Source organism: Ramlibacter tataouinensis TTB310, from assembly GCF_000215705.1.
GTDB classification, from domain to species: Bacteria; Pseudomonadota; Gammaproteobacteria; order Burkholderiales; family Burkholderiaceae_C; genus Ramlibacter; species Ramlibacter tataouinensis.
Genome location: NC_015677.1, coordinates 1,750,698 through 1,777,106 on the forward strand (window position 1 = coordinate 1,750,698; position 26,409 = coordinate 1,777,106).

A 26,409-nucleotide genomic window follows, 5' to 3' on the forward strand; every position below is an offset into this window, starting at 1 on the left:
CATGCTAGCCCAAGCCTTCGGCAATACCGAAGGCTTGCTCCTGGAAAGCGCGATTGTCGGCGGCGCCCGCGGCTGCGACGATAGGCCCACAAGCAGGAGACACACGCATGAGCTTTTTCCCCAGCGGCCTGCGCCGCGCAATGCTGCTGGCCGCGCTGGCCGCCCCCCTCCTGGCGTCGGCCCAGGGCAGCTTCCCGAGCCGGCCCATCGTGATGGTGGTCCCGCAGGCCGCGGGCGGCACCAACGACATCGTCGGGCGCCTGGTCGGCCAGAAGCTTGGCGAGGTGCTGGGCGCCAGCGTCGCGGTGGAGAACCGCCCGGGCGCCGGCGGCAACGTTGGCACCCAGCACGCGGCGCGCGCGCCCAAGGACGGCCACACGCTGCTGATGACCATCAGCAGCAGCCAGGCCATCAACCCGGCGCTGTACAAGAACCCCGGCTTCGACCCGGTCAAGGACTTCCGGCCGATCAGCCTGATCGGCGCCGTGCCCAACGTGCTGCTGGTCAACCCCGCCTTCCCCGCCAAGACCCTGCCCGAGCTGATCGCCCTGGCCAAGGAGCGGCCGGGCCAGTACAGCTACGCCTCGGCCGGCAACGGCACGCTCAACCACCTGCTGGGCGAGATGCTCAACAGCATGGCGGGCATCCAGCTGCAGCACGTGCCGTACAAGGGCGTGGCGCCGGCCATGAACGACGTGCTGGGCGGCCAGCTGCCCATGGTGTTCGCCAGCCTGCCGTCGTCGCTGCAGCACATCAAGGCCGGCCGCCTGCGGGCGCTGGCCGTCAGCGGCGCCTCGCGCTCGCCGTTGCTGCCCGAGGTGCCGGCGGTCGCCGACTTCGTGCCCGGCTACAACGGCACCCTGTGGATCGGCCTGTTCGCCCCGGCCGGCGTGCCGCCGGAGGTGGTCTCGCGGCTGGAGGAGGGCATGGCCCGCGCCCTGGCCGCGCCCGACCTGCGCGAGAAGCTGGAGCAGCAGGGCGTGGAGATCGCCGGCGCCGCCGGCAAGCCGGTGTCGGCCGAGCAGTTCGCCCGCGTGCTGCAGGACGACCTGGCCAAGTGGGCGCGCATCGTGAAGACCTCCGGCGCGACGGTGGACTGAGCATGGCGGCCGCATCCTCACCGGCGCACGGCCTGGACGCGGCCACCCTGGACAGCCTGCGCCAGTGGCAGGGCCGCACCGAGACCCTGGCCGACGAGATCACCGCCGCGCCGCTGCGCGGCCTCGCGGCCACGCTGGACCGCGACGACCCGGCGCCCGCCGCCGGCACCGAGCTGCCGCCGCTGGCGCACTGGCTGTACTTCCTGCCGCAGCACCGCCAGGGCGAGCTGGGGCCCGACGGCCACGCGCGGCGCGGCAGATTCCTGCCGCCGGTGCCGCTGCCGCGGCGCATGTGGGCGGGCGGCCGGCTGCACTGGCACCGGCCGCTGCGCGTGGGGGATAGCGTGCAGCGCACTTCGCGCATCGAGTCCGTCACGCACAAGGCGGGCCGCACCGGCGACCTGGTGTTCGTTCTGGTGCGGCACGAGCTGCGCGCCGGCGGCGAACTGGCGCTCGCGGAGGAGCACGACATCGTCTACCGCGCCGCGCCGCGCCCGAGCGATCCGGTGCCGCCGCCGCAGGCCGCCGAGGCCGGCGCGCCCTGGCAGCGCGAGATCGTGCCGGACGACGTGCTGCTGTTCCGCTACTCGGCGCTCACCTTCAACGGCCACCGCATCCACTACGACCGCAGGTACGTGACCGAGGCCGAGGGCTATCCCGGCCTGGTGGTGCACGGGCCGCTGATCGCCACCCTGCTGGTGGACCTGGTGCGGCGCGAACGGCCGCAGTCCCGCGTGAAAAGCTTCAGCTTCAAGGCGCTGCGCCCCACCTTCGACCTCCATCCCTTCCGCGTCAACGGCCAGCCGGGCGCCGACGGGAAGTCCGTGGCCCTGTGGGCCAGCGACCACGAGGGCTGGCTCACCATGCAGGCCGAGGCCACGCTGGCCTGACCCCTTGGCTTCCGAACGAATGAAAACCCAGATCCCCACCCCCGACGCGCACCAGGAGCTGCGCGAGGCGCTGCGCGCGCTGTGCCGCGGCTTCGACTCCGCCTACTGGCAGAAGGTCGACGACGAGCGCGGCTACCCCGAGGCCTTCGTCAACGCGCTGAGCGAGGCCGGCTGGCTGGCCGCGCTGATCCCGCAGGAGTACGGCGGCTCCGGCCTGGGCCTGGCCGAGGCCTCGGTCATCATGGAGGAGATCAACCTGGCCGGCGGCAACGCCGGCGCCTGCCATGGCCAGATGTACAACATGGGCACGCTGCTGCGGCACGGCTCGGCGCAGCAGAAGCAGCAATACCTGCCCGGCATCGCCAGCGGCAAGCTGCGCCTGCAGACCATGGCGGTCACCGAGCCCACCACCGGCACCGACACCACCCAGCTCAAGACCGTGGCGGTGAACAAGGGCGACCGCTACGTGGTCAACGGCCAGAAGGTCTGGATCTCGCGCATCCAGCACTCCGACCTGATGATCCTGCTGGCGCGCACCACGCCCCTGGCCGAGGTGAAGAAGAAGAGCGAGGGCATGAGCATCTTCATCGTCGACCTGCACCAGGCGATCGGCCGCGGCATGGAGGTCCGGCCGATCCGCAACATGGTGAACCACGAGACCAACGAGGTGTTCTTGGACAACCTGGAGATCCCGGCCGAGAACCTGATCGGCCAGGAAGGACAGGGCTTCAGGTACATCCTGGACGGCCTGAACGCCGAGCGCACCCTGATCGCGGCCGAGTGCATCGGCGACGCGTACTGGTTCATCGACAAGGCGCGGCGCTACGCCAGCGAGCGCGTGGTGTTCAACCGTCCGATCGGCCAGAACCAGGGCGTGCAGTTCCCCATCGCCGACGCCTACATCGAGACCGAGGCCGCCAACCTGATGCGCTTCAAGGCCTGCAGCCTGTTCGATGCCGGCCGGCCCTGCGGGGCCGAGGCCAACATGGCCAAGTACCTGGCGGCCAAGGCCTCCTGGGAAGCGGCCAACACCTGCCTGCAGACGCACGGCGGCTTCGGCTTCGCCTGCGAATACGACGTGGAGCGCAAGTTCCGCGAGACCCGGCTGTACCAGGTGGCGCCCATCTCCACCAACCTCATCTACTCGTACGTGGCCGAGCACCTGCTGGGCCTGCCCAGGAGCTTCTGATGCGCCCGCTCGATGGCATCACCGTGGTGTCGCTGGAGCATGCGATCGCCGCGCCTTTTTGCACACGCCAGCTGGCCGACCTGGGCGCGCGCGTGATCAAGGTGGAGCGGCCCGGCGGCGGCGACTTCGCCCGCGACTACGACCAGCGCACCAAAGGCCTGGCCTCGCACTTCGTCTGGGTCAACCGCTCCAAGGAAAGCCTGACGCTGGACCTCAAGCAGCCCGCCGCGCTGGCCGCGCTCAAGCAGCTGGTCGGGCGCGCCGACGTGCTGGTGCAGAACCTGGCGCCCGGCGCCGCCGCGCGCATGGGCCTGTCGTACGCCGAGCTGTCCCCGCAGCACCCGGGCCTGATCGTGTGCGACATCTCGGGCTATGGCGGCGACGGGCCGTACCGCGACAAGAAGGCCTACGACCTGCTGATCCAGAGCGAGGCCGGCTTCCTGTCGGTGACCGGCACGCCCGAGGAGCCCTGCAAGTCCGGCAACTCCATCGCCGACATCGCGGCCGGCATGTACGCCTACACCAGCGTGCTGGCCGCGCTGCTGCAGCGGGGCCGCACAGGCCGCGGCTCGCACATCGACGTGTCCATGCTGGAGAGCCTGGCCGAGTGGATGGGCTTCCCGCTGTACTACGCCTACGAGGGCGCGCCGCCGCCACCGCGCAGCGCCGCCTCGCACGCCACCATCTACCCCTACGGCCCGTTCGCCGCCGGCGACGGCGGCACGGTGATGCTGGGCCTGCAGAACGAGCGCGAGTGGAAGCTGTTCTGCGACAAGGTGCTGCTGCAGCCGGCGCTGGCCGACGATCCGCGCTTTTCCAGCAACGCGCGGCGCAACGAGCACCGCGAGGCGCTCAAGGCCCTCATCCTGGAGGCCTTCGGCGGCATGACGGCCGCCCAGGTGATCGCGCGGCTGGACGAGGCCGGCATCGCCAACGCGCGCATGAACGGCATGGCCGAGGTCTGGGCGCATCCGCAGCTGGCCGCGCGCGGCCGGCTGGCCCGGGTCGATTCGCCGGCCGGCCCGCTCGCGGCCCTGCTGCCGCCGGGCGTGAACAGCAGCTTCGACTACCGCATGGACGCCATCCCGGCCGTCGGCCAGCACACCGAGGCCATCCTGCGCGAGCTGGGGCTGGGCGAGGCCCAGATCCGCACGCTGCAGGGCAGCCGCGCCATCTGAAGGAAGGACACCCCCATGAGCACCGAGCAACTCGCCGGCTTCGCCGCGCAGCTGCGCTTCGAGCACATCCCCGATACCGTGGTCCGCAAGGCCGAGGACCTGCTGGTCGACTGGTTCGGCTCGGCCCTGGCCGGCAAGGGCGCGCGGCCGGTGGAATCCATCGTGCGCTTCGCGGAAGGCATGGGCGGCGGCGCCGGCCCGTCGGAGATCCTGGTGCACCGCAGCGGCGCCAGCCCCTACCTGGCGGCGATGGCCAATGCCGCGGCCTCGCACGTGGCCGAGCAGGACGACGTGCACAACGGCTCGGTGTTCCACCCGGCCACCGTGGTGTTCCCGGTGGCCCTGGCCGCGGCCCAGACCCTGGGCGCCAGCGGCGCGCGGCTGCTCACGGCGGCGGTGGCCGGCTACGAGGTCGGCATCCGCGTCGGCGAGTTCCTGGGCCGCTCGCACTACAAGGTGTTCCACACCACGGGCACGGCCGGTACGCTGGCGGCCGCCGCCACCGCCGGCCAGCTGCTGGGCCTGGATGCGGCGCAGATGCGCCATGCCTTCGGTTCGGCGGGCACGCAGTCGGCCGGGCTGTGGGAGTTCCTGCGCACGGCCGCCGATTCCAAGCAGCTGCACACGGCGCATGCCGCCGGCGCCGGGCTGATGTCGGCCTGGCTGGCCAGGGACGGCTTCACCGGCGCCGCGCAGATCCTGGAAGGCCCGCAGGGCCTGGCTGCCGGCATGTCCAGCGACGCGGACCCGGCGCGCCTGGCCGACGGCCTGGGCACGCGCTGGGCCACGGCCGAGACCTCGTTCAAGTTCCATGCCTCCTGCCGGCACACGCACCCGGCCGCCGACGCACTGCTGGCCGTGATGCGCGAGCACCGCCTGCAGCCGGCCGACATCGCCGAGGTGGTGACCCACGTGCACCAGGGCGCCATCGACGTGCTGGGGCCGGTGGTGCGCCCCGCCACGGTGCACCAGAGCAAGTTCTCCATGGGCACGGTGCTGGCGCTGGTGGCGCGCCATGGCCAGGCCGGCCTGGGCGAGTTCGACCGGCATTTCCAGGATCCGGCCGTCCAGGCCCTGCGCGAACGCGTGCGCATGGAGCTGGATGCGGAGGTCGACCAGGCCTACCCGCGCCGCTGGATCGGCAAGGTCACGGTGCGCACCACGGACGGCCGGGTGCTGCGCGGCCGCGTGGACGAGCCCAAGGGCGACCCGGGCAACACGCTCAGCCGTGAGGAGATCAACGCCAAGGCCCTGCGGCTGGCCGAGTACAGCGGGGCCGCGACCGCGGCCGAGATGCGTTCGGCGCTGGACCGGCTGTGGGGCATCGCCCAGGCGCCATCGGTGCAACGCCTGATGCCAGCCGCCGCCTGATCGCGCACCATCCGGTTTCCAAACGACCCCTTAGGAAGACAGAAAATGACCCCCCTCAAGCTCAAGCACGTGCTGCTGGCCGGCCTGGCCACCTTTTCGCTGGGCGCCGGCGCGCAACAGGCCTGGCCCGACCGGCCGATCTCGCTGGTGGTGCCTTTCGCCGCCGGCGGGCCCACCGACGTGGTGGCGCGCATGCTGGCCATCCCCATGGGCAAGGCCCTGGGCCAGCCGGTGACGGTGGAGAACGCGGTGGGCGCCGGGGGCACCATCGCCGCGACCAAGGTGGCGCGCGCCCAGCCCAACGGCTACACCGTCTTCCTGCACCACATGGGCATGTCCACCGCGCCGGCCCTGTACAAGAAGCTGCAGTTCGACCCGCTCAAGGACTTCGAGTACATCGGCCAGGTGGTCGACGTGCCCATGACCCTGCTGGCGCGCAAGGACTTCCCCGCCAGCAACTTCCAGGAGCTGCAGGCGCACCTCAAGCGCGAGGGCAACAAGGTCTCGCTGGCCAACGCCGGCCTGGGCGCCGTGTCGCACCTGTGCGGCCTGCTGTTCCAGAGCGCCATGGGCGTGGAGCTGACCACCGTGCCCTTCGGCGGTACCGGCCCGGCCATGAACGCGCTGCTGGGCAGCCAGGTCGACCTGCTGTGCGACCAGACCACCCAGACCGTGCCGCTGATCAAGGATGGCCGCGTCAAGGTGTTCGGCGTCACGGTGCCCAAGCGGCTGGAAGCGCTGCCCAACGTGCCCACGCTGGACGAGCAGGGCCTCAAGGGCTTCGAGGTCAAGGTCTGGCATGGCCTGTACGCGCCCAAGGGCACGCCGCAGCCGGTGATCGAGAAGATCAACGCGGCGCTGCGCACCGCCGTGCAGGACCCCATGGTCACGCAGCGCCTGAAGGACCTGAGCTCGGACGTGCCGCCCATGGACAAGATCACGCCCAACGGCCTGAAGACCCACCTGGAGGCGGAGATCGCCAAGTGGGGCCCGGTGATCCGCAAGGCCGGCGTCTACGCCGACTGATTTTTCCCCCCTTCTCCCCCCGCCCCTCTTCGCCCCCGCCGGGGCGAAGAGGGGAGCTTTGATCTGGTTGCGTCGCGCCGGCTACGCAGCTACCGGGAACCGTCGCCACCTGCGCGGCGCACCACGGCCCAGGCGCTGCAGTCCTAGGGATGGCTGCCGGACCAGCTCGGAGCCGCGAGCCAGCGCGCAAGCGCGGCTGGCTCGTGCCGAGGCACGAAGGCTGTCCCGTCCTGGCCAGCGCTTTGCGCGGCCAGCGGTTCCGAGCCTGCCCGCATCGAAGCGCGTCCCCCTTCGCCCCGGCGGGGGCGAAGAGGGGCGGGGGGGAGAAGGGGGGAAGGCGAGCAGCTCCTACAGCCCTCTAAGCAGGCCATCACCCACCATTGCTCCGGCCTTTAACAGTAAAGCCAACCTTTATCCTGCCTAAAGCATTATTCGCTTTTGCCTTGACATCCCCGTTCCGATAATCCGCCCATGAAACACTCCCGTCGCTCCCTCGTGCTGGCCGCTGCGGCCGGCGCGCTGGCCCCGGCCTGGGCCCAGCCCGCCAGCTACCCCAACAAGCCGATCCGCCTGGTCGTGCCGTTCCCGGCCGGCGGCGCCACCGACATCTTCGCCCGCGCGGTCTCGCAGAAGCTGGGCGAGAAGCTGGGCACCACCGTGGTGGTGGACAACAAGCCGGGCGCCGGCGGCGCCATCGGCTCGGACATCGCGGCCAAGGCGCCGGCCGACGGCTACACGCTGCTGCTGGCCACCAGCAGCACGCACAGCATCGGCTCGAGCTTCGGCAAGGTGCCCTACGACGCGGTGGCCGACTTCACGCCCATCTCGCACGTGGGCAACGCGCCCAGCATCATGCTGGTACCCAACAGCTCGCCCGCTAGGACCGTCAAGGAGTGGGTGGAACACGCCCGCAGCAATCCCGGCCGGCTCAACTACGCCAGCAGCGGCAACGGCACCGTGGTGCACCTGGGGACGGAATACTTCAAGGCCCAGGCCGGCCTGTTCCTGGTGCACATCCCCTACCGCGGCACGGCACTGGCCATCCCCGACCTGGTGAGCGGCAAGGTCGACGTGCTGTTCGACTCGCTGCCCAGCGGCCTGCCGCACGTGCGCGAGGGCCGGCTGCGCGCCCTGGGCATCACCGGCGCCAGGCGCTCGCCGCTGCTGCCCGAGCTGCCCGCCATCAGCGAGACGGTGCCGGGCTACGAGACCGTCACCTGGTTCGGCCTGTACGGGCCCAGGGGCCTGTCCGCGGACATCGTGAACCGCATCAGCACCGGCATCGACCAGGCGCTGCAGGAAGCCGACGTGAAGGACCGCCTGGCGCGCCTGGGCATCGAGCCGGTGGGCGGCACGCCGCAGCAGTTCGCCGCCATGGCGCAGGCCGACCGCGCCAAGTGGAAGAAGATCATCGACGAGCGCAAGCTCACCGCCGACTGAAAGCGCCTCCATGCAGTTCGACTTCAGCAATCCCTACCCGACGGCGCGCCTGCCGGTCTTCGCGCGCAACGTGGTGTCCACCTCGCACCCGCTGGCCGCGCAGGCCGGCCTGCGCATGCTGGGCAAGGGCGGCAACGCGGTCGATGCCGCCGTCGCCGCCGCGGCCGCCATGACCATCTGCGAGCCGGTGAGCAACGGCCTGGGCAGCGACGCCTTCGCCATCCTGTGGGACGGCCGCCAGCTGCAGGGCATCAACGGCTCGGGCCGCGCGCCCGCCGGCTGGACGCCGGAGTACTTCCGCAGGAAGTACGGCGCGGACGCGAAGAAGCCGCCCAAGCGCGGCATCGACTCCGTCAGCGTGCCGGGCGCGGTAGGCACCTGGGCGGCGCTGTCCGAGCGCTATGGCAAGCTGCCTTTCGCCGACCTGATGGAGCCGGCCATCGAGATCGCCGAGCGCGGCTACCTGCTGCCGGTGGTGGTGCAGCAGAAGTGGGCCGCCGCCACGCCGGAGCTGGGCGGCCAGCCGGGCTTCGCGCAGAGCTTCCTGCCCTGGGGCCGCGCGCCGCAGGTGGGCGAGCTGTTCCAGTTCAAGGCGGCTGCGCGCGCCCTGCGCGCCATCGCGCAGACCCGGGGCCAGGCGTTCTACGGCGGCGAGATCGCGCAGGCGCTGGCGCGCTTCAGCCAGGAGAACGGCGGCGTGCACACGGCGCAGGACTTCGCCGCCTTCCAACCGGAGTGGGTGACGCCCATCCGGAAGAACTACCGCGGCTACACGCTGCACGAGATCCCGCCCAACGGCCAGGGCATCGCCGCCCTGATCGCGCTGGGCATCCTGGACAGGTTCGATGTGGGCTCGCTGCCGGTGGACGGCGCCGACTCGCAGCACCTGCAGATCGAGGCGATGAAGCTGGCCTTTGCCGATGTGTACCGCTGGGTGGCCGAGCGTTCGGCCATGGAGGTCACGACCGAGCAGATGCTGGACGACGCCTACCTCGCGAGCCGGGCGAAGCTGATCGACCCGAGGAAGGCGCAGGACTTCCAGGCCGGCAACCCGGTCCAGGGCGGCACCATCTACCTGACCGCGGCCGACCAGGACGGCATGATGGTCAGCTTCATCCAGAGCAACTACATGGGCTTCGGCTCCGGCTGCGTGGAGCCCGGCTGGGGCATCAGCCTGCAGAACCGCGGCCACGGCTTCGGCCTGGAGCCGGGCGCGAACCAGGTCGCGCCGGGCAAGCGGCCCTTCCACACCATCATCCCGGCCTTCCTGACCAAGGAAGGCCAGCCGGTCATGTCCTTCGGCGTGATGGGCGGCAACATGCAGCCGCAGGGCCACCTGCAGACTCTGGTGCGCATGATCGACTACGGCCAGAACCCGCAGGCCGCCTGCGACGCGCCACGCTGGCGCTTCAACGCCGGCCTGGAGATCAACGTCGAGCAGCAGATGAACAAGGCCACGGTGCAGGAGCTCATGGCCCGCGGCCACCGTGTCGAGGTCATCAACGACAGCTACCAGGACTTCGGCGCCGGCCAGTTCATCTGGCGTGCCGGCGACCCGAAGGTGGAGGGCTACGTCTGCGCCAGCGACCCGCGGCGCGACGGGCTGGTGGCCGGCTTCTGAAACTTACCCGACCCGCAGCAGGATGACCGGGGAGCTGGACTTGAGGTAGTCCAGCAGGGTGTGGATGAACACCAGGATGCCGGTCATCTCCAGCGTCTCCTCCAGGGTCATGGCCACCATGTAGGGCACCAGGTCGGCACCCGCGATGCCGGCGGTTTCCGGCTCGATGAAGAAGTAACCGCCGACCATCTCCATGCCCACGGCACCCAGCACGTAGAGCCCGCCCGACACCAGGAACAGGGCCCGGGTGCGCGCGGGCAGGCTGCCCAGGAAGCGCAGGTAGTACAGCAGCACGGCCACGGCGAACAGCGCGCCGGCGATCACCCAGCCGAAACGCAGCACGCCCCGCAGGTCGAAGGCCTTGACCATGGGATTGATCAGCACCTCGTGGAAGCTGGCGGATTCGTCCAGCGACAAGCCGAGGAACAATAGCGCCAGCAGCAGCCACTGGGCGTGGAAGCGGTCCCGGGCGCGCTGCTTGAGCCCCGCGATCAGGCCCAGCAGCAGCGCACTGATGAGCAAGAGGAGCGAGGAGAACCAGGTGGGCACGTTGCCTTCCTGGTCCAGGTAGAAGCGATTCACGCCCGGCAGCGACCAGTCGGCCAGGTAGGTGAGCACCACCAGAATGTGCAGGAACACCAGGCCCGCCGCCGCGAGTCCCAGGGCCCGCAGCACCGCGGCCACGTTGATGGACATGAACATCGATGCGGGGGCCCGCCCCGCGTCGGTGGGTGGCGCGTGCATCACGGGGGATGCGTGCGACAAGCTCGTGGCAACGGGCGATGCAAGTTGTGACATAACAGTAACATCAGCAGCGGTTGGCAAGTATCGGTCAGGACAGCCCGGTGTGGTTCATCAGCCGTGAAATTTTTCCGGCAGGTCCGGCACCTTACTCAGCCGTAGAAGAGCAGTCGGCCAGCCCTGCCGCCGCGGATGACTCAGTCGACCTTGACGTTGGCGGTGACTATCACCTTCTTCCACCGGGCCCGCTCGGCCTCGACGAAGGCGGTCATGTCGGCGGGCGTGCCGCCCACCACCTCGGCGCCCTGGGCCGCGAACTTCTGCTGCACGTCCGGCATCTTCATCACCTCGAGCACCGCGGCGTTCAGCTTGACGGCGATGGGCGCTGGCGTTCCCGGCGGCGCGGCGATGGCGAACCAGGCCGAGGCCACGAAATCCGGCAGCCCCGCCTCCACCGCCGAGGGCACCTCCGGCGCCATGGAACCGCGCCGCGGCGAGGCCAGCGCCAGCAGCTTGACCTGCCGGGCCTGCTGGAACTTGAGCACCGCCGAGACGTTGCCGAAGAACAGGTCGACCCGGCCGCCCAGCAGCTCGGTCAGCGCCGGGCCCTCGCCCTTGAAGGGCACGTGGACCAGCTCGGTACCGGTCATGGTGGCGAACATCTGGCCCGTGAGGTGCGAGGTGGAGCCGCTGCCCTGCGAGCCGTAGGTCACCTTGCCCGGATGCGCCCTGGCGTAGGCGACCAGCTCCTTGACCGAGTTCACCGGCAGGTCGGCGCGCGCGGTGATCACGTTGGGCACGCTGGCCATCAGCACCACCGGCACCAGGGCCGCCGGGTCGTAGCGCATGTCGCGGTACAGGTTCTGGTTGATGGCCAGCGGGCCCGGCGGCGTGGCCAGCAGGGTGTAGCCGTCCGGCTCGGCCGCGGCCACCGCCTGCGCGCCGATGTTGCCGCCGGCGCCGGGGCGGTTGTCCACCAGCACCGGCTGGCCCCAGCGCTCGGACAGCTTCTGCGCCACGGTGCGGGTCAGCACGTCCACCGTCCCGCCGGGCGGGAAGTTCACGATCATGCGGATCGGCCGGCCGGGGTAGGCCGCGGCCGCGTCCTGCGCGGCGGCCGGCCCGCCGGCCAGGCCGGCCGCCGCCAGCAGCGCCGCGGCGAGGAAGGTTCGCTTGGTGTCCATGCTCTTTGTCTCCTGGTTGGGATCGTAGGCGGCGGCGCGGCCTTCACGGGGGGCCCAGCACCTGGCCGGAAATCGGCGGCAGCACCACGTCGACCACCGCGCTGCGGCCGCCGCGCACCGTCTCCAGCGCCTGCCGCAGCGTGGCATCCAGCTCGGAGGCGCGGCTGACCCGGAAGGCCGCCGCGCCGCCGGCCGCCGCGGCGATGTCGGCCAGGCGGGCACGGGCGGTGGTAGTGGTCCAGTAGCGGTCGCGCTGCCTGGCGGTGCCCTGCGGGTGCACCAGCAGGGTCGAGGCCTTGGGCGCGTTCCAGCCGCCGTTGTTGAAGACCACCGTGAGCTGCGGCGCGCCATAGGTTTCGCCCACCCAGTAGGTGCTGCTGGGCACGCCGAACACGTAGCTGCCGTCTCCCACCAGGGTGATCACCTCGGCCTGCGGGTCGGCCAGCTTCACCCCGATGGCGGCGTTGATGCCCCAGCCCAGGCCGCTGCCGCCGTTGGCGTAGTAGCTGCCGGGCCGCGCCATGCGCAGCGTGTGCAGCACGCGCTCGGTGGCGGTGGGCGATTCGAACAGCACCACGGTGCGCTCGCCCACCAGGCGGGCCACGGCTTCGCTCAGCTGCTGCAGGTTGATGCCGCCGTCGGGCGCGGCGGGCAGGTCGGGCAGCGCCAGCCGGCCGCGCGCATCGGCGATCCAGGCTTCCCGCTGCGCCCGTCCGACGCCGCCGGTGAGCACGGGCAGGTCAAGCAGCTGCCGCAGCACCGCCAGGCTGTCGGCCTGCCAGCGGCGCTCGGCCGGGAAATGCCAGAAGCCCAGGCCGGGCTTGAGCGGGTCGCAGTCGATGTGGAACAGCCGCGCATCCGGCCGCGGCGCGGCCTGGCCGGGGATCCAGGGCACGTCCACGTCCAGCATCAGAACCAGGTCGGCTTCGTCGAGCAGCGCGTTGCGGCGGTAGCCCACGTGGTTGGGATGGTCGCCGGGGCAGTTCACGTACTGCGGGTTCACCTCGGACACCGCGAGGCCCATGCGCGAGGACAGCTCGGCCAGCAGGGCGGCCGCCTCCGGCTGGCGTCCCAGGTAGCTGGTGATGACCAGCGGCCGCCGCGCGCCCCACAGGGCCTGCGCCAGGTCCCGCGCGGCCTCCTGCGGCAGGCCCGCGCCGCGCGCCGGCGCCCAATCGGGCAGGGCTTGCGCCGGCGCGGCGGCCGGCTCCTCCCAGACCTCGCGCGCGCCGGTCAGGTACACCGGGCCGGCCGGCTCGGTGCAGGCCAGCTGCATCCCGCGCAGCAGCACCTGGTCCACCATCTCGCCGGCCCGCAGCTCGTAGGACCACTTGACGTAGGGCCCCACGATCTCGTGCTGGCGCGGGGTGTCCTGCGTGTAGTGGATGAACTCGGTGCGCGCGCCGGCGCGCCCCCCGCCCACGGTCACCGGCGACAGGCCGGCCACCACGATGGCCGGCACCCGGCCGCGCGCGGCGTTGTGGATGCTGCTGCCCAGGTTCTGCGTGCCCACGTCCACGTGCACCAGCACCATCTGCGCCCGCCCGCTGCGCATGGCATGGCCGTGGGCGGCGCTCAGCGCCGTCATCTCGTGCGGGCAGACGATGACCCGGGGCATGGCCGCGCCCTCGGCGTCCAGGGCGGCAAAGGCCTCGATGAAGGCCGGGTGGTCGCTGCCCAGGTTGGTGAAGAGGCAGTCCACGCCCATCCGCGCCGCCTCTTCGAGCAGGCGGCGCGCGGCCGTGGGGGAAGAGGGGGTGGGTGGCATGGCTGGCGGTTCAGGCTTGGGGTGGGGCGGGTAAGGTGTCGGGCGCGGCGGCGGCCGGCCCGGGCACGAAGGCATCGCTGTGGAAGCGCTGCGGCGCAAGCCCGCGCCCGGCGACGCAGGCCTGCCTGACCGCGGCCACCATGGCCGGGGCGCCGCAGCAGTAGACCTCCCAGCCGGCCAGCGAAGGGCAGTGCGCGAGCAGGGCCTGGTCTACCCGGCCGTGGAAGCCGCCCAGAGCCTGCGCATCGGCTGCGTCCTCCACCGCCGGCAGGAAGCTGAAGCCGGGCAGCTGCAGGCGCCAGCGCTCCACGGCGCCCAGCAGGTACAGCCCGGCGCGGTTGCGCCCGCCCCAGATCAGCGTCACCGGGCGGCGCACGCGCTTTTTCACCAGGTCGTCCAGCAGCGACTTGACGGGCGCGAAGCCGGTGCCGCCGGCCACGCACAGCAGCGGCGCGCCGGCCTGCTCGCGCAGCTCGAAGCTGCCGAAGGGCAGCTCCAGCTGCAGCACCTCGCCCGGCTCGAGACCGGCCACGATGGCGCTGAACCGCCCGCCCGGCACGTGGCGCACGTGCAGCTGCAGCATGTCGCTCTCGTGCGGCGGGTTGGCCATGGAGTACGAGCGACGGCTGCCGTCGGGCAGCACCAGCTGCAGGTACTGGCCGGCCTTGAACCTGGCGCGCTGGCCCGGCGGCAGCCGCAGCTGCAGCACGCTCACGTCATCGGCCGCGCGGGTGTTGCGGTACACCTTGGCGGCGAAGGTCTTGCGCGCGCCCGGCTCGGCGCGGTGCCAGGCCGGCGGCGCGATCTCCAGGTCGCCCAGCGGGACGCACTGGCAGAACAGGTGCTGGCCCGCAGGCGCCACCTCGCTGGGCGGCGAGTGCACCGGGCCGGACGGCACGGCCCCCGCGCAGTTGCCGCACACGCCCTTGCGGCAGGAGTAGGGCATCTCGATGCCGGCCTTGAGCGCGGCGTCCAGGAGGTTCTGCCCGGACTCGCAGGGAAAGTGCAGGTCGGTGCCGGCGATGCGGATGTCGTGGGCCATCGGTTGTCCCTTGCTAGGCGATGCCGGCCATCAGGCGCAGGCTGCGCAGCAGCGCGTCGGGCCGCGCCGTGCCGGTGCCGGCGATGTCCATGGCGCTGCCGTGGCCGGTGCTGGCCAGCAGCACCCCGGCGCCGATGGACACGGCGCTGGCGGCCTGCGGCGCCAGCAGCTTCACCGGGATGTGGCCCTGGTCGTGCAGCATGGCCACGTACAGGTCGTGCCGGCGCTCGGCCAGCAGCACGTCCGCACCCTGCGGACCGGTGACCGGCAGGCCCAGGGCCTGCAGCTGCAGCACCGCCGGCACCACGCGCTCGCCGTCCTCGGGGCCGAACAGGCCGCCTTCCGAGGCGTGCGGGTTGATGCCGAACAGCGCCACCCGCGGCGCGGCCACGCCCAGCAGGCGGCAGGCGCGTACGCCGGCCAGCGTGGCCGCCATCACCAGCTGCGGGGTGATGCGCGCCAGCGCCGTGGCCACGCTCTCGTGCAGCGTCACGTGGACGATGCGCAGGCCGCCGCCCACCAGCATCAGGAAAACGCTCTCCTCGGGCTGGCCGCACACCCGCGCCAGCAGCGAGGGGTAGCCGCTGAAGGGGATGCCGGCCTGGTGGATGGCGATTTCGTGGTGCGGGCCGGCGACCACCGCGTCGAACTCGCCGGCCTGGCAGGCCCGGATGGCGGCGCTGGCCGAGGCGACCGCGCTGGCGCCGGCCTCGGCATGCACCCGGCCCGGCTGGGCGGCGGCGGCGCCGAGCTCGCCGGCGGGGCGCAGCGGGGTGTCGTGCAGCAGCCGCTCCAGCGCCAGGGTGCGGGCCGCGCGAGCCAGCACCGGCGGCGGGCCGAACAGCGTCACCTGCAGCCGCCCGTCGCCGCGCAGCGCGTCCAGCGCCTGCAGCGCGATCTCCGGCCCGATGCCGTTCGGGTCGCCGACGGAGAGCGCGATGCGGCGGGTCATGGGCGGCTCACAGCGGCAGCGCCATCAGGGTGTCGGTGACGGTGCTGTCGCACACCGCCACCCGCTCGGCCAGCAGCAGCCGGCCCTGCTCGACCACGAAGCGGTCGCGGTAGGCGCCGGTGGCGAACAGCTCGGCCTGCCCGGTGTGCATGATGCGCGCCACCATGAAGGGCGTGCGCGCGACGGCGCCGTCGGCGCTGGCGCTGTCCACCAGCGGCAGGCCCAGCAGGTGGCGGTAGCGATGCCGCTCGTAGATGTTGGCCTCGCGCAGCGCGGCGATGCGGTCCTCCAGCATGGCGCGCGAGTCGGCGTACACGATGCCCGCCGGCAGGCCCTCGCGCTCGTTCTCCACGTGCGTGATGCGGTAGTGGCAGCGGGCGGTGAAGAAGCCTGGCCACTGCTCCAGCGCCTCGCTGTCGATGGCGTGGGCATAGGCGGCGTTGAAGGCCGCGATGGCCAGCAGGTCGACGGCCATGCTCATGCCTCCATCCGGGCGCGGTACGCCTTCCAGAAGCCGCGCACCGAGGCCTCGGTGGCGCGCCCCTCGCCGGAGGCGGCGCCGTCGCCGCCCATCTCCACCACCGCGTCCAGCTCGCGCGCGCCGGCGATGCCGCGCTGCACGAAGCCGCCCACCGCGCCGTCCTCCATGGAGATGAAGCCGGCCGGCCCCACCAGGTTGGCCTGCTTCAGCCGCACCGTGCGCTGCTCGGGCGTGTCGTCGGCGTAGCCGAGGTAGGTCCAGTTCAGCTCGGAACGGTCCAGGCCCTTGGGCAGTACCTGGCGCACCGCCAGGCAGTTCTGGATCTGCTGCAGGATGAAGCCCGGGAACACCGACAGGATCTGCAGCGTGATGCCGTCGTCGTACTCCGCGAAGCCGGCCAGCAGGCTGGGGTCCTTCAGCCGGTAGTTCTCGGTGTCGGAGCGCAGGCCCTGCTCCTTGTACGAGGCGTCGGCCGCGGCCGGGTCGATCATGGAGAAGCTCACGTGGTGGCCGCCCGACTCGTCCACGATCACGCCGCCCTTTTGCGACAGGCGGTTGATCTCGAAGGTGGTGAAGAACAGGTGCAGCAGGCTGGCGTGGTAGCTGTCCTTGACGTTCTCCACGTACAGCTTCCAGTTGTTGGGCAGAGCCTGGGTGAAGCGGCCGATCACCTCCACCGGCTTGTGCAGCACGCGCTCGATGCGCTCGCAGATCTGCGGCCCCAGGTACTCGTCGATGGGCGGCACCTCGTCGTCGAAGCTGCCGAACACCAGGCCGCAGAAGACGGCGATGCGCAGCTTGCGCGGGCCGTGCTCCTCCTTGCAGAACTGCGGCGGCATGCCGCCCTGGCCCTTGACGCCCTTCTCGAAGGCCACCCCGGTCAGGTCGCCCTGGCGGTTGTAGCTCCAGGCGTGGTAGACGCACTGGAAGCTCTCGGCCTTGCCCGATCTCTCCAGGGCGATCAGCGCGCCGCGGTGCGCGCAGCGGTTCTCGAAGGCATAGACCTCGCCGTCGTCGTCCTTGACCACCACCACCGGCGTCTCGCCCACGAAGGTGGTACGGAAGCTCCCGCCCTCGGGCAGCTCGGCCTCCAGGCACAGGTAGTTCCAGGTCGGCCCGCGGAAGATGCGCTGCTGCTCGGCGCGCGCGGTGGCGGCGTCGCTGTACAGCGCGAAGGGGATGCGGGTCAGGCCGGGGCCCTTCCACGCGATGGTGTGTTCCTGCATGTGCTTGGCTCGCGAAAGGAAAACTCAGTCGACGGTGACGCCGGAGCTCTGGATGACGCGGCTCCACTTGTCCGACTCGCCGCGGATGAACCTGCCGGTGCGCTCGGGCGACCAGCCGCGCGGCTCGGCACCCTGGTCCTGGAAGCGCTGCTTCACGTCGGGCAGGGCCAGGGCCTGGGCCACGGCCTTGTGCATGTGGTCCACCGCGGCGGCCGGCATGCCGGGCGGCGCCACCATGGAGAAGAAGGTCACGGCCTGCATGGGCGGCAGGCGCGCCTCGGTGAAGGTCGGCACCTGGGGCAGGGCGGGCGAGCGCTGCTCGTCGGCCACGGCCAGCACGCGCAGCTTGCCGCCGGTGTGGAAGGTGGCCGAGGAGCTGATGTTGTCGAAGAACACGTCCACGTTGCCGCCCACCAGGTCCACCAGCGCCGGCGCCGTGCCCTTGTACGGCACGTGGATCATCTGGGTGCCGGTCAGCTGCATGAACAGGTTGGCCGTCAGGTGCGAGGTGGAGCCGTTGCCCTGGGAGGCGTAGCTCACCTTGCCGGGGTTGGCCTTGAGGTAGGCGACGAACTCGGCCGCGTCCTTGACCGGCAGCCTGTTGCTCACCGCCAGCACGTTGGGCACGGTGGCCAGCACCGTCACCGGCACCCACTTGGTGGGGTCGAACGGCATGGCCTTGTACAGGTGGTGGTTGATGGCGATGGGCCCGGGCGGCGACACCAGGAAGGTGGTGCCGTCCGGATCGCTGCGCGCCACCAGCTCGCCGCCGATGTTGCCGCCGGCGCCGGACTTGTTCTCCACCACCAGGCCGGCCGGGTAGGCGTCGCGCATCTTCTCGGCCAGGATGCGCGGCAGCACGTCGGCGGTGCCGCCGGCCGGGAACGGCACGATCAGCCGCACGGGCTTGCTGGGCGGGGGCTGCTGGGCGAGGGCGGGCGCCGCGAAGGCGGCGCCGGCCGTCGCCAGCAGCAGGCTGCGGCGAGAGGTCATGGGCTTGTCTCCTGTGTCGTGGACGGCGCGCAGAGAAGAGAGAGAGAGAGTCACGCGCCGTGGCCGCAGTGTCGGGCGCAGCGCGGCCGGCCACAAGGCAGAATTGCGCGATGCGCAAAAACGCCCCGGCCCCATCCGCTCAGCCAGGCGGGCGCGCCGAGCCTGGCAGCAAGGATTTCGTCACCGCGCTGCACAAGGGCCTGGAGGTGCTGACCTGCTTCAGCCGCCAGGCCAGCCGGCTCACCGTGAGCGATGCGGCGCGCCTGACCGGCAGCTCGCCCGCCTCGGCGCGGCGCTCGCTGCGCACCCTGCACGCGCTGGACTACCTGGACAGCGACGGCAAGCGCTTCTGGATGTCGCCGCGCGCGCTGCTGGTGGCCCACGCCTTCCTGGCCTCGCGGCCCATCCCCCAGCTGGCCCAGCCGCTGCTGGACGCCCTGAGCGAGCGCACGCGCGAGTCCGCCAGCCTGGCCCAGCTGGTGGGCGACGACGCGCTGATCATCGGGCGGTCCACGGCGCGGCGCAGCCTGTCCACCGGCCTGGGGATAGGGGCGCGGCTGCCGGCCTACTGCTCGGCCACCGGCCGGGTGCTGCTGGCCAGCCTGCCGCCGGCCGAGGCGGCGCGCCGCATCCGCGCCATGCCGCGCCGGCCGCTGACGCCGCGCACCGTGTGGCAGGCCGACGAGGTGACCGCCCTGGTGGCGCGCTGCCGCGAGCAGGGCTGGGCAGGCAACGACGGCGAACTGGAGATCGGCGTGCGTTCCATGGCGGTGCCGGTGTACGACCGCGAAGGCGCGGCCGTGGCCGCCATGAGCATCGCGGTGCGCGCCGAGCGCATGACGCTGCAGGAATTCAGCGACGCCTTCCTGCCGGCGCTGCGCAGGGCGCGCGACACGCTGGCATCGCGCCTGTTCTCATGAGGCGGGCGCGCGTGCCGGCGAGCGCGAGCCGCGCTCGTCGGCATACACCTTGGTGAACTCGGCACCCAGCAGGAACACCTGCGCGGCGTAGTACACCCAGGCCAGCAGCACCACCAGCGAGCCGGCCGCGGCGAACGATTCGGTGACGCCGCTCTTGCCCAGGTACAGGCCGATCAGCAGCTTGCCGATCTCGAACAGCACCGCCGTGGTCGCGGCGCCCACCCACACGTCGCGCCAGGCGATGGGCGTGGACGGCAGCAGCTTGTAGATCATGGCGAACAGCAGGGTGAACACGGTGAACGACACCACCAGGTTGAGGCCGTGCAGCAGCGTCTCCCAGCCCGGCAGCAGGGCGCCGGCCCAGGCGCCGACGGCCGCCAGCCCCGCGCTCACGGCCAGCGAGACCATCAGCAGGAAGGCCAGGCCCAGGATCAGGCCGAACGACAGCAGCCGCGCCCGCAGGATGGCCCAGAGGCCGGACGGCTTGTCCCGCTCTGGCACGTGCCAGATGCGGTCCAGCGCGCTCTGCAGCTCGGCGAACACGGTGGTCGCGCCGACCAGCAGGATCACCAGGCTGATGAGGCCGGCGACGAGGCCGCGGTCGGTGTCGCTGGCGCTGGCCACCAGCCCTTCCACGAAGCTCGCGCCTTCCTGGCCGATCAGGCCTGACATCTGGGTAACGATCTGGCCCTGCACCGCCTCGCGGCCGAACAGCGCGCCCGCGATGGCGATCACGATCACCAGCAGCGGCGCCAGCGAGAACACGGTGTAGTAGGCGATCGCGGCCCCCATGCTGGCGGCGTAGTCGTCGACCCAGGCCTTGCCGGCCTTGACGAAGAGTTGGAACAGGTGCTTGGGCGAGATCATGGCGGACGGCTCTGCAATTTTTATAGCAGCGCGCGCGCCCGCCGTGCGGACTACAGCCCAGTTCGATACATGTGTCACACGGCTGGGGAGGCCGTGCACCGGCGCTCTAGCTGCCCGGACCCATCACGCTCAGCGGCACCGACAGCGTCATGCCGGCCTGCCAGGCCGGATGCCAGGCCGTGGTCTGCTGCGCGCCCGGGCGCAGCGTGTAGTGGAAAGCGACGTGGCTGTGCAGGGGCAGCGGCACGTTGGCCGCCAGGCCCAGCACCGCGGCCGCGGGCGCGTCCCAGCTGCGCTGGTGGGTATAGCTCAGGCTGGCCGTGGCCTTGCCCCACAGCGGCGCCTGCGCGCCGGCCTGCATGCGGCCGCGCGGCGGCGCCTCGCCCGGGGCGGCGCCCAGCTGGGTGAAACCGCGCTCGAACTCGTCCCAGGACAGCGACCAGCCCATGCCCTCGGCCTTGCCCATGTAGCCCATGCCCCAGCGCAGGCCGGACTGCTCGGGCGTGCTGGACTGCGCCAGCACGGCGCGCACCGTGCCGGCCGGGCCGAGCACGCTGCTCATCTCCACCCCGCCGGCGATGCGCGCGGGCGTCCACTCGCCGCGGGCTTCGGCCGTGAAGCCCGCGCCCAGGCCGCGCCGGTACGCGCCGGCCGCGTAGCCCTGGTCGTAGCGGTCGTCCACCGTGCCCCAGCCGCTGCGCAGGCGCCCGGCTTCCACTTCGTAGTCGGAGGCGCCCGTCTCCAGGGAGCCGGGCGTGCCCACGGCCGGCTGGCGACCGGCCACGGCGGGCATGCCCGTGGCGGGCAGGGCGATCTGCGGCTGGCCGGCGCCGCTGGACAACGCGAAAGCGGCGGGCGGCGGCGCTACGCCTCCCGCCGGAGCCTCCTGCACACCGGCCGCTTCCAGGGACGAGGGCAGGGCGGCCGTGCCCCACACCGGCTGGGGCGCGGTGACATAGCCGGGACGCACCATCACGCTGCGGCCGAAACGCAGGCCGCCGAAGCGCACCGGCCGGCTCCAGCCGCCGCCGCTGCCGAAGGTGTCGCCCAGCACCAGCGCAGGCAGCGGGGCCGAGCCCGGGCCGAACCAGGCGGTGTCCAGCCGGGCCAGGCGCTCGCCCTCCAGCCCGCCGGGGTTGAGCAGCACGCTGGTGAGCAGGCGGCCGTGCGAGCCGGCCACCACGCCTTCCAGCCGGCCGGGGCCGGTGGCGGCGCCGGGCTCCGCCAGCAGGTCGTAGTTGATCTCCAGGCCGGGGGCTGGCCGCATGGCGGCCGCGCGCGGCTGGGCCGGGACGGCCAGGGCCTCGCCGGGCACCAAGGCGGACGCGGCGTGGTCGGGGGTCGTGAGCGGCTGGGCCAGGACACCGTGGCTGGCGACCAGCGCGGCCACCAGCACGGCGCACGGCGACAGGCGGCGCGTGCACGGCTGCAGGGCAGGGCGGGTGGAGGCGGGGTACGGCATGGCTTCTCCTCTCTCGCTCCCCCGCTGGTGCGGGGCAAGAGAGCCGGCCCGCTGTCGCGCAGGCTCGGCTGAGCTAGACGCATGGTAGCGATGTAGCTCTGCCGATCCAAGCCCCAGGCGGTGTTTGGGTGTAACGAATGGAAGACTGTGAACTCTTCCGCAGCCACAATAGGCAGTTGCCCGTTCCTTCCATCTCCCGCCAATGTCCACACTGCCCCTGGCCCGCCGCCTGCAAAATGTCGAAACCTCCGCCATCCGCGAGCTGTTCAAGCTGCTGGGCAAGCCCGGCATCATCAGCTTCGCGGGGGGCTTCCCCGACAGCGCCATGTTCGACGTGGAGGGCCTGCGCCAGGCGAGCGCCAAGGCCCTGGCCGAGGAACCGGGCGGCGCGCTGCAGTACGGCGCCACCGAAGGCTACGAGCCGCTGCGTACCGAGCTGGCCGCCTTCATGCGCGCCAAGGGCGTCAGGGACATCGGACCCGAGGGTCTGGTCGTCACCACCGGCAGCCAGCAGGCGCTGGACCTGCTGGGCAAGACCCTGGTGGACCCGGGCGACAAGGTGATCGTGGAAGGCCCCACCTTCCTGGCCACCATCCAGTGCTTCCGCCTGTACGGCGCCGAGGTGATCAGCGCACCCATCGACGCCCATGGCGTGCAGACCGACAGCCTGGAGCAGCTGATGGCACAGCACCGGCCCAAGTTCGTCTACCTCATCCCCACCTTCGGCAACCCCAGCGGCGCGCTGCTGGGCCTGGAGCGGCGCCGCAAGGTGCTGGAACTGGCGGTGAAGTACCAGACCCTGGTGGTGGAGGACGATCCCTATGGCGACCTGTATTTCGGCGAGGCGCCGCCGCCGTCCATCCTGGCACTGACGAACGAGGTGCCCGGCAGCCGCGAGCTGGTGGTGCACTGCGGCAGCCTGTCCAAGGTGCTGTCCCCCGGCCTGCGGGTGGGCTGGCTGATCGCCCCGCACGAGCTGCTGGGCAAGGCGGTGATGTGCAAGCAGTTCAGCGACGCGCACACCAGCACCTTCGCGCAAGCCACCGCGGCGCAGTACCTCAAGAGCGGCCGCATGCCGGGCACGCTGCGGCAAGTGCGGCGGGCCTATGCGCAGCGGGCGCAGGCGATGGGCGATGCGCTGCAGCGCGAACTGGGGGATGCGATCGAGTTCACGCAGCCCCGGGGCGGCCTGTTCTTCTGGGCGCGGCTGACCGGCGCGGGCGGCAGGATCCAGGACGCCGGCGAGTTCGCCAGGCGGGCGATCGAGCAGGGCGTGGCGTTCGTGCCGGGAGCCCCGTTCTTCGCAACGGAACCGGACGCGAGCGCGCTGCGGTTGTCGTTCGCGACGGCGGACGTGGGGAGGATCGACGAGGGGATGGCGCGGCTGAAGAAGGCCTTGTAGTTCGCCTACCGAAGCACCACCCGATCGGATTCGAACGCGACAGGCACGGTCAGGAGCGCGCGGAACTCCTTGTAGCCGGTGCGGCCTGGAAAGAACGCATGCAGGAAGAGCTGCGGCTGGCCGTCCAATCCGTTGGCGACGGACGGATGGCCCGGGCCTGACCACTGCGGCGTGGACGTGAGCAGCGGACCGTCGAGCTTGGCATACGGGCCGAGCGGCGAGTCGGAGATCGCGACGCCAATGCCGTAGTCAGCCGTGGTGAAATCGTTGCCTGCGTAGAACAAGTAGTACTTGCGCCCGTGACGCGCCACCCAGGCGCCTTCGACCAGGTGCGCCTCCCAACCGCGGTCGTTCATCAGCACGACCTCGCGCGGGCCCGTCAGGGAACGGCTGTCCGGCGCAAGTCGCTGACCATGGATCGGCGTGCGCATGGCTTCCAGCACGTCACGAGCGATGCTCACGGCCTGCTGCCGCATGCCGGCCTGCACCAGGCCTCCCAGGCGCTGCTGGAACGGCAGGAAGTCGGAAGTCACGGCTTCCACGAGAGGCTGCAGCGCCAGGAACCGCTCCATGGGCGGCAGCGTCCGTATCCAGGGCCAGAGGGTTTGGCAAAGCGACGCCGTTCTCTGGCGCGCGAGGTCGGGGAACAGGCCGACGGTGAGCTCGCCATGCCTGTGAAGCAGGTCGGCGAGAAGCGCGGGCCAGCGGTCGTTGGCATCGTGCTTCCAGAACAGGTACGCCTTCCCGTCAGGTTCGACGAGCACATGGGGGTCGATCACGCCATCGGCGACCAGGGGCTTTTCGTCGGCGACAAAGGGTCCGCAGGGCGTGGAAGACCTGGCCACGCCGATGGCAAGTTCGCCACCGTCCTTGGCCCGCGCCGCGAAAAACACCAGGTACTCGCCTCCCACGTGGTGCAGTTCCGGGGCCCAGAAATCGCTTCGCCCTTCGCCATCCAGCGCCCATCCGGGCTTGTCACCTTCGGGAAAGACAAAGCCCGCCAGCTCCCATTGCCCGAGATCACGCGAGCGCAGGACCGGAAACGAGTCCGGGGCGTCGTTGGAGGTGACGACGAGGTAGTACGTTCCGGCCGATCCGGTCCGTGGCGAATCCGGCACCTGCAGCACGGCAGGGTCCCCGTAGCCATACCGTATCTGCGCGGACAGCGGTTGCGTGAGCAGCGCCTCATAGCGCGTCCGTGATGAGGCGGATCCCGCGTCACGCCGACTTCTCGGGACGCAGGTTCCGAAATCCCCCGCAATGGTCGCGTACAGGTCGAGATAGGCGCCGTGCGTGGTGTCGGGGAGCCGGTATTCATGCGTGCGCCAGGTTCCGGACGAAGGATCCCGGCCCGAGATCCTGAGGGTCCGCGATGGCGCGTCCGCTCCCGCGCCCTCGATCACGACCGAGAACGGGAACGGGGCTGCTGCTGCGGCGACGAGCAGTTCAAGCTTCCTGGAGGCTGGCCACCAGCTCGGCCTTGCGCGCTTCGAGCCGGGTGGCGAGCGCGGCCAGGTCCAGGCCGGCCGACCGCGCCTTCGGGAAGATCTGCAGCCGCTCTTCCATCACATGGTGCTGGACGGTCCGCTGCAGCTCGGCCACGAGGGCGTCGAGGTTATCGGTGCTTTCGGCCTGGGCGATCAGCTGCTTGGCCTGGTCGTGCTCATCGCGGGCTTCCTGCACCAGCTTCTCGTCCTTCGTGGCTTCGCGAAACGCCGGATAGAACAGCTCTTCCTCCAGCGCTGCGTGCAGCGTGAGTTCCATGCAGATGATCTGCGCGAGGTCGGCCTTCGCCGCCGCGTCGCTGCCGGCGGACAGGTAGTCGCGGAAAAGGGTTTCGACGCGCTGGTGGTCGGCATCGAGCAAGTCAATCGCATCCTGGGCCATGGGGGTCTCCTGCGGGGTGGGATGGTCGGATGCGGACCATCATTGAGCCGGCCGCGGGTCGCGTCTGTAGGCCGGCGCCGATGGTCCGGCCGTGTCAGGAAGCCGGGCCCCAGCCGCTAGAGCCGCTTGCCGGTGCGCAGGTAGGTGGCCGCGCGCTCCAGGCACTGCTGCTCTTCCAACGTCAGGTTGCGCAGGCGGTCGCGCTCCTCCAACGTGGGCTCCGGCCCGGAGCCGTTGAAGAATCTGGCGTAGGCCGCGTTCAAGTCCTTCTGGGCGCTTTCGGCGCGCGCAGCCGCCCCCTTCCAGGCGGCGATCAGCTCGGCGTATTTCTCGGGCATCTTCTTGTCCGCTGCAAAAAGAGCCCCGCTCCTGTCGGAGCAGGGGCGAGATCCCCGGGGCCAACAGCTATCGAAATGCCCCTGGGCGAAGGAACCATCTTAATGCCGGGTCCCTTCCCGGCACCGCGATTGCATCAAGGCGGCGCGTGCCCGCTTGCAGGCGCTGCTCGACCGATGGGGTGGGAGAAAGTCGACTCGACGGGAACGTGGACATGACCAGGATTCTCAGCACCGTCGCCCTTCTCGCCGTGACCGCCTGCTCAGGCGTCCCGCAGGGTGCCTCCGCCACCGCCTCGCCTTGCGCCAGCTCCGAGGCTTCCTACGAGTGCCAGGTCGAGCGCTACCAGCGCGTGGCGCACTGAAGGTGGCTAAGCTGCCGGGATGACGCTTTCCGACCCGAGCGCAGCCCCGCAGCCGCTGGCCGTGCTCCATCTCGACGCCGACCTGGTCGCCATGGCCAAGCCACCGGGACTGCTGGTGCACCCCAGCGCGCTCGACGCCCACGAGGAGCGCACCGCCCTGCGGCTGCTGGAGCAGCAGCGGGGCGAGCGGCTGTTCCCGCTGCACCGTCTGGACAAGGCCACCAGCGGCGTGCTGCTGTTCGCGCGGACCGCGCAGGCCGCCCGGCACTGGGGCGCCGCCTTCGAAAGCGGGGCGGTGGCCAAGCGCTACCTGGCGCTGGTGCGCGGCTGGCCGCCCGAGTCCGGCGAGATCGACCACCCGCTCGCCCGCGACCCGGAGCTGCCTTCGGCCGGCCAGCCGCGCCTGGCCGCCGCCACGCGCTTTCGCCGGCTGGCGTGCTTCGACTGGCCTTTCCGCGTCGACGGGCGCCACCCCACCAGCCGCTACGCCTTGGTGGAGGCGGCGCCCCTGACCGGACGCCGCCACCAGATCCGCAGGCACTTCAAGCACCTGTCACATCCGCGGGTGGGCGACACCACCCACGGCAAGGGCGCACACAACCGGGCCGTGGCGGCGTGGCTGGGCGAGCAGCGGCTGTGGCTGCATGCGGCGAGCGTGGAGCTGCCCGGAGGATTGCGGATCGAGGCGGCCTGCGGGAAGGAGTGGAGCCTCCTCACGGCGGACATTCCTGCATTCGCCCGATGAACGCCTTCGATGCCCACCTGCTGCAGCTGCTGGTGACGCGCGAGATGCCGTTCGGCAAGTACCAGGGCACCGTCATCGCCGACCTGCCCGGCGCCTACCTGGCCTGGTTCGCCCGCCAGGGCTTCCCGCCCGGCGAGCTGGGCCGCCTGCTCGCGCTGATGCTGGAGATCGACCACAACGGGCTGCGGCATCTGCTGCAGCCGCTGCGGCCCGGCGCGACCTGA

At 71.5% G+C, this 26,409-nt stretch carries 26 protein-coding genes; 13 read left to right on the forward strand and 13 right to left on the reverse strand.

Annotated features, from left to right (window positions below):
* Positions 1 to 107 precede the first annotated feature (107 nt).
* From RTA_RS08530 to RTA_RS08565, 8 genes are all read left to right on the forward strand, one after another.
* Positions 108 to 1,100 carry a tripartite tricarboxylate transporter substrate binding protein gene (locus RTA_RS08530; RefSeq protein WP_013900985.1) on the forward strand — a complete coding sequence of 331 codons (993 nt, stop codon included), beginning with the start codon at positions 108 to 110 and terminating at the stop codon, positions 1,098 to 1,100.
* A gap of 2 nt (positions 1,101 to 1,102) precedes the next feature.
* Complete coding sequence (locus RTA_RS08535) at positions 1,103 to 1,990, forward strand: HTD2 family dehydratase (protein ID WP_013900986.1); 888 nt, start codon at positions 1,103 to 1,105, stop codon at positions 1,988 to 1,990.
* A gap of 19 nt (positions 1,991 to 2,009) precedes the next feature.
* Positions 2,010 to 3,179: an acyl-CoA dehydrogenase family protein gene (locus RTA_RS08540; protein WP_013900987.1), complete on the forward strand. Its 1,170-nt coding sequence runs from the start codon at positions 2,010 to 2,012 to the stop codon at positions 3,177 to 3,179.
* A complete protein-coding gene (locus RTA_RS08545; protein ID WP_013900988.1) occupies positions 3,179 to 4,357 on the forward strand; it encodes a CaiB/BaiF CoA transferase family protein in 1,179 nt (392 codons plus the stop codon). Before RTA_RS08540 ends, RTA_RS08545 begins: the two co-directional genes overlap by 1 nt.
* Positions 4,358 to 4,372: 15 nt before the next feature.
* Complete coding sequence (locus RTA_RS08550; RefSeq protein ID WP_013900989.1) at positions 4,373 to 5,728, forward strand: MmgE/PrpD family protein; 1,356 nt, start codon at positions 4,373 to 4,375, stop codon at positions 5,726 to 5,728.
* A 45-nt stretch (positions 5,729 to 5,773) separates the two neighbouring features.
* Positions 5,774 to 6,754: a tripartite tricarboxylate transporter substrate-binding protein gene (locus RTA_RS08555; protein WP_013900990.1), complete on the forward strand. Its 981-nt coding sequence runs from the start codon at positions 5,774 to 5,776 to the stop codon at positions 6,752 to 6,754.
* A gap of 471 nt (positions 6,755 to 7,225) precedes the next feature.
* Complete coding sequence (locus RTA_RS08560; RefSeq protein ID WP_041675215.1) at positions 7,226 to 8,194, forward strand: tripartite tricarboxylate transporter substrate binding protein; 969 nt, start codon at positions 7,226 to 7,228, stop codon at positions 8,192 to 8,194.
* A 10-nt stretch (positions 8,195 to 8,204) separates the two neighbouring features.
* Positions 8,205 to 9,815, forward strand: a complete 1,611-nt coding sequence (locus RTA_RS08565) for a gamma-glutamyltransferase family protein (protein WP_013900992.1) — start codon at positions 8,205 to 8,207, stop codon at positions 9,813 to 9,815.
* A 3-nt stretch (positions 9,816 to 9,818) separates the two neighbouring features.
* Here the strand turns inward: RTA_RS08565 and RTA_RS08570 are convergent, their stop codons facing one another.
* From RTA_RS08570 to RTA_RS08605, 8 genes are all read right to left on the reverse strand, one after another.
* Entirely contained in the window at positions 9,819 to 10,559 is a 741-nt protein-coding gene (locus RTA_RS08570; protein ID WP_143762934.1) for a DUF8692 domain-containing protein, read from the reverse strand.
* Positions 10,560 to 10,753: 194 nt separating this feature from the next.
* A complete protein-coding gene (locus tag RTA_RS08575) occupies positions 10,754 to 11,740 on the reverse strand; it encodes a Bug family tripartite tricarboxylate transporter substrate binding protein (RefSeq protein WP_013900994.1) in 987 nt (328 codons plus the stop codon).
* Positions 11,741 to 11,783: 43 nt separating this feature from the next.
* Positions 11,784 to 13,508 (reverse strand): thiamine pyrophosphate-requiring protein, encoded by a 1,725-nt coding sequence (locus RTA_RS08580; RefSeq protein ID WP_041675217.1) that lies wholly within the window; start codon positions 13,506 to 13,508, stop codon positions 11,784 to 11,786.
* Between the two features lie 10 nt (positions 13,509 to 13,518).
* Positions 13,519 to 14,550, reverse strand: coding sequence for a 2Fe-2S iron-sulfur cluster-binding protein (locus tag RTA_RS08585; RefSeq protein ID WP_013900996.1), 1,032 nt, complete (start codon positions 14,548 to 14,550; stop codon positions 13,519 to 13,521).
* 13 nt (positions 14,551 to 14,563) lie between these two features.
* Entirely contained in the window at positions 14,564 to 15,502 is a 939-nt protein-coding gene (locus tag RTA_RS08590) for a PdxA family dehydrogenase (RefSeq protein ID WP_013900997.1), read from the reverse strand.
* 7 nt (positions 15,503 to 15,509) lie between these two features.
* Positions 15,510 to 15,977: an aromatic-ring-hydroxylating dioxygenase subunit beta gene (locus RTA_RS08595; protein ID WP_013900998.1), complete on the reverse strand. Its 468-nt coding sequence runs from the start codon at positions 15,975 to 15,977 to the stop codon at positions 15,510 to 15,512.
* A 2-nt stretch (positions 15,978 to 15,979) separates the two neighbouring features.
* Complete coding sequence (locus RTA_RS08600; RefSeq protein ID WP_013900999.1) at positions 15,980 to 17,209, reverse strand: aromatic ring-hydroxylating dioxygenase subunit alpha; 1,230 nt, start codon at positions 17,207 to 17,209, stop codon at positions 15,980 to 15,982.
* A gap of 24 nt (positions 17,210 to 17,233) precedes the next feature.
* Positions 17,234 to 18,202, reverse strand: coding sequence for a Bug family tripartite tricarboxylate transporter substrate binding protein (locus RTA_RS08605; RefSeq protein WP_013901000.1), 969 nt, complete (start codon positions 18,200 to 18,202; stop codon positions 17,234 to 17,236).
* A gap of 110 nt (positions 18,203 to 18,312) precedes the next feature.
* On the opposite strand from RTA_RS08605, the gene RTA_RS08610 reads away from it, so the two are divergent.
* On the forward strand, positions 18,313 to 19,122 hold the full coding sequence (locus tag RTA_RS08610; RefSeq protein WP_013901001.1) for an IclR family transcriptional regulator domain-containing protein: 810 nt from the start codon (positions 18,313 to 18,315) through the stop codon (positions 19,120 to 19,122).
* Here the strand turns inward: RTA_RS08610 and RTA_RS08615 are convergent.
* Together RTA_RS08615 and RTA_RS08620 are read right to left on the reverse strand one after the other, a co-directional pair.
* Positions 19,117 to 19,989 (reverse strand): YihY/virulence factor BrkB family protein, encoded by an 873-nt coding sequence (locus RTA_RS08615; RefSeq protein WP_013901002.1) that lies wholly within the window; start codon positions 19,987 to 19,989, stop codon positions 19,117 to 19,119. The two genes, RTA_RS08610 and RTA_RS08615, sit on opposite strands and share 6 nt — an antisense overlap.
* Positions 19,990 to 20,095: 106 nt before the next feature.
* On the reverse strand, positions 20,096 to 21,451 hold the full coding sequence (locus RTA_RS08620) for a fimbria/pilus outer membrane usher protein (RefSeq protein ID WP_013901003.1): 1,356 nt from the start codon (positions 21,449 to 21,451) through the stop codon (positions 20,096 to 20,098).
* Positions 21,452 to 21,662: 211 nt separating this feature from the next.
* On the opposite strand from RTA_RS08620, the gene RTA_RS08625 reads away from it, so the two are divergent.
* Positions 21,663 to 22,853, forward strand: coding sequence for an aminotransferase-like domain-containing protein (locus tag RTA_RS08625; RefSeq protein WP_143763053.1), 1,191 nt, complete (start codon positions 21,663 to 21,665; stop codon positions 22,851 to 22,853).
* Between the two features lie 5 nt (positions 22,854 to 22,858).
* Here RTA_RS08625 and RTA_RS08630 read toward each other — a convergent pair whose 3' ends face one another.
* The 3 genes from RTA_RS08630 to RTA_RS08640 all read right to left on the reverse strand — a co-directional run bounded on the left by RTA_RS08630 (position 22,859) and on the right by RTA_RS08640 (position 25,078).
* Positions 22,859 to 24,256 (reverse strand): family 43 glycosylhydrolase, encoded by a 1,398-nt coding sequence (locus RTA_RS08630; RefSeq protein ID WP_226986133.1) that lies wholly within the window; start codon positions 24,254 to 24,256, stop codon positions 22,859 to 22,861.
* Positions 24,257 to 24,299: 43 nt separating this feature from the next.
* The gene (locus RTA_RS08635) at positions 24,300 to 24,740 is read right to left on the reverse strand and encodes a hemerythrin domain-containing protein (protein WP_013901006.1); all 441 of its coding nucleotides are present in this window, start codon (positions 24,738 to 24,740) and stop codon (positions 24,300 to 24,302) included.
* A 116-nt stretch (positions 24,741 to 24,856) separates the two neighbouring features.
* The gene (locus RTA_RS08640; protein WP_013901007.1) at positions 24,857 to 25,078 is read right to left on the reverse strand and encodes a hypothetical protein; all 222 of its coding nucleotides are present in this window, start codon (positions 25,076 to 25,078) and stop codon (positions 24,857 to 24,859) included.
* Positions 25,079 to 25,290: 212 nt separating this feature from the next.
* Here RTA_RS08640 and RTA_RS20965 point away from each other — a divergent pair, with 212 nt between their 5' ends.
* From RTA_RS20965 to RTA_RS08650, 3 genes are read left to right on the forward strand one after another with little or no spacing between them, the layout of a single operon-like run.
* Positions 25,291 to 25,440 (forward strand): hypothetical protein, encoded by a 150-nt coding sequence (locus RTA_RS20965; protein WP_158307827.1) that lies wholly within the window; start codon positions 25,291 to 25,293, stop codon positions 25,438 to 25,440.
* A gap of 19 nt (positions 25,441 to 25,459) precedes the next feature.
* Positions 25,460 to 26,185, forward strand: a complete 726-nt coding sequence (locus RTA_RS08645) for a pseudouridine synthase (RefSeq protein WP_013901008.1) — start codon at positions 25,460 to 25,462, stop codon at positions 26,183 to 26,185.
* On the forward strand, positions 26,182 to 26,409 hold the full coding sequence (locus RTA_RS08650) for a DUF3820 family protein (protein WP_013901009.1): 228 nt from the start codon (positions 26,182 to 26,184) through the stop codon (positions 26,407 to 26,409). Before RTA_RS08645 ends, RTA_RS08650 begins: the two co-directional genes overlap by 4 nt.

What these genes read in the sequence shown, in the direction of transcription:
- RTA_RS08530 (WP_013900985.1), top strand. Translation starts at nt 108, where the DNA reads ATGAGCTTTTTCCCCAGCGGCCTGCGCCGCGCAATGCTGCTGGCCGCG.
- RTA_RS08615 (WP_013901002.1), bottom strand. Translation starts at nt 19,989, where the DNA reads ATGATCTCGCCCAAGCACCTGTTCCAACTCTTCGTCAAGGCCGGCAAG.
- RTA_RS08650 (WP_013901009.1), top strand. Translation starts at nt 26,182, where the DNA reads ATGAACGCCTTCGATGCCCACCTGCTGCAGCTGCTGGTGACGCGCGAG.
- RTA_RS08565 (WP_013900992.1), top strand. Translation starts at nt 8,205, where the DNA reads ATGCAGTTCGACTTCAGCAATCCCTACCCGACGGCGCGCCTGCCGGTC.
- RTA_RS08585 (WP_013900996.1), bottom strand. Translation starts at nt 14,550, where the DNA reads ATGGCCCACGACATCCGCATCGCCGGCACCGACCTGCACTTTCCCTGC.
- RTA_RS08640 (WP_013901007.1), bottom strand. Translation starts at nt 25,078, where the DNA reads ATGCCCGAGAAATACGCCGAGCTGATCGCCGCCTGGAAGGGGGCGGCT.
- RTA_RS08555 (WP_013900990.1), top strand. Translation starts at nt 5,774, where the DNA reads ATGACCCCCCTCAAGCTCAAGCACGTGCTGCTGGCCGGCCTGGCCACC.
- RTA_RS08590 (WP_013900997.1), bottom strand. Translation starts at nt 15,502, where the DNA reads ATGACCCGCCGCATCGCGCTCTCCGTCGGCGACCCGAACGGCATCGGG.
- RTA_RS08610 (WP_013901001.1), top strand. Translation starts at nt 18,313, where the DNA reads ATGCGCAAAAACGCCCCGGCCCCATCCGCTCAGCCAGGCGGGCGCGCC.
- RTA_RS08575 (WP_013900994.1), bottom strand. Translation starts at nt 11,740, where the DNA reads ATGGACACCAAGCGAACCTTCCTCGCCGCGGCGCTGCTGGCGGCGGCC.
- RTA_RS08645 (WP_013901008.1), top strand. Translation starts at nt 25,460, where the DNA reads ATGACGCTTTCCGACCCGAGCGCAGCCCCGCAGCCGCTGGCCGTGCTC.
- RTA_RS20965 (WP_158307827.1), top strand. Translation starts at nt 25,291, where the DNA reads ATGACCAGGATTCTCAGCACCGTCGCCCTTCTCGCCGTGACCGCCTGC.
- RTA_RS08600 (WP_013900999.1), bottom strand. Translation starts at nt 17,209, where the DNA reads ATGCAGGAACACACCATCGCGTGGAAGGGCCCCGGCCTGACCCGCATC.
- RTA_RS08605 (WP_013901000.1), bottom strand. Translation starts at nt 18,202, where the DNA reads ATGACCTCTCGCCGCAGCCTGCTGCTGGCGACGGCCGGCGCCGCCTTC.
- RTA_RS08535 (WP_013900986.1), top strand. Translation starts at nt 1,103, where the DNA reads ATGGCGGCCGCATCCTCACCGGCGCACGGCCTGGACGCGGCCACCCTG.
- RTA_RS08570 (WP_143762934.1), bottom strand. Translation starts at nt 10,559, where the DNA reads ATGCACGCGCCACCCACCGACGCGGGGCGGGCCCCCGCATCGATGTTC.
- RTA_RS08635 (WP_013901006.1), bottom strand. Translation starts at nt 24,740, where the DNA reads ATGGCCCAGGATGCGATTGACTTGCTCGATGCCGACCACCAGCGCGTC.
- RTA_RS08620 (WP_013901003.1), bottom strand. Translation starts at nt 21,451, where the DNA reads ATGCCGTACCCCGCCTCCACCCGCCCTGCCCTGCAGCCGTGCACGCGC.
- RTA_RS08560 (WP_041675215.1), top strand. Translation starts at nt 7,226, where the DNA reads ATGAAACACTCCCGTCGCTCCCTCGTGCTGGCCGCTGCGGCCGGCGCG.
- RTA_RS08540 (WP_013900987.1), top strand. Translation starts at nt 2,010, where the DNA reads ATGAAAACCCAGATCCCCACCCCCGACGCGCACCAGGAGCTGCGCGAG.
- RTA_RS08580 (WP_041675217.1), bottom strand. Translation starts at nt 13,508, where the DNA reads ATGCCACCCACCCCCTCTTCCCCCACGGCCGCGCGCCGCCTGCTCGAA.
- RTA_RS08595 (WP_013900998.1), bottom strand. Translation starts at nt 15,977, where the DNA reads ATGGCCGTCGACCTGCTGGCCATCGCGGCCTTCAACGCCGCCTATGCC.
- RTA_RS08550 (WP_013900989.1), top strand. Translation starts at nt 4,373, where the DNA reads ATGAGCACCGAGCAACTCGCCGGCTTCGCCGCGCAGCTGCGCTTCGAG.
- RTA_RS08545 (WP_013900988.1), top strand. Translation starts at nt 3,179, where the DNA reads ATGCGCCCGCTCGATGGCATCACCGTGGTGTCGCTGGAGCATGCGATC.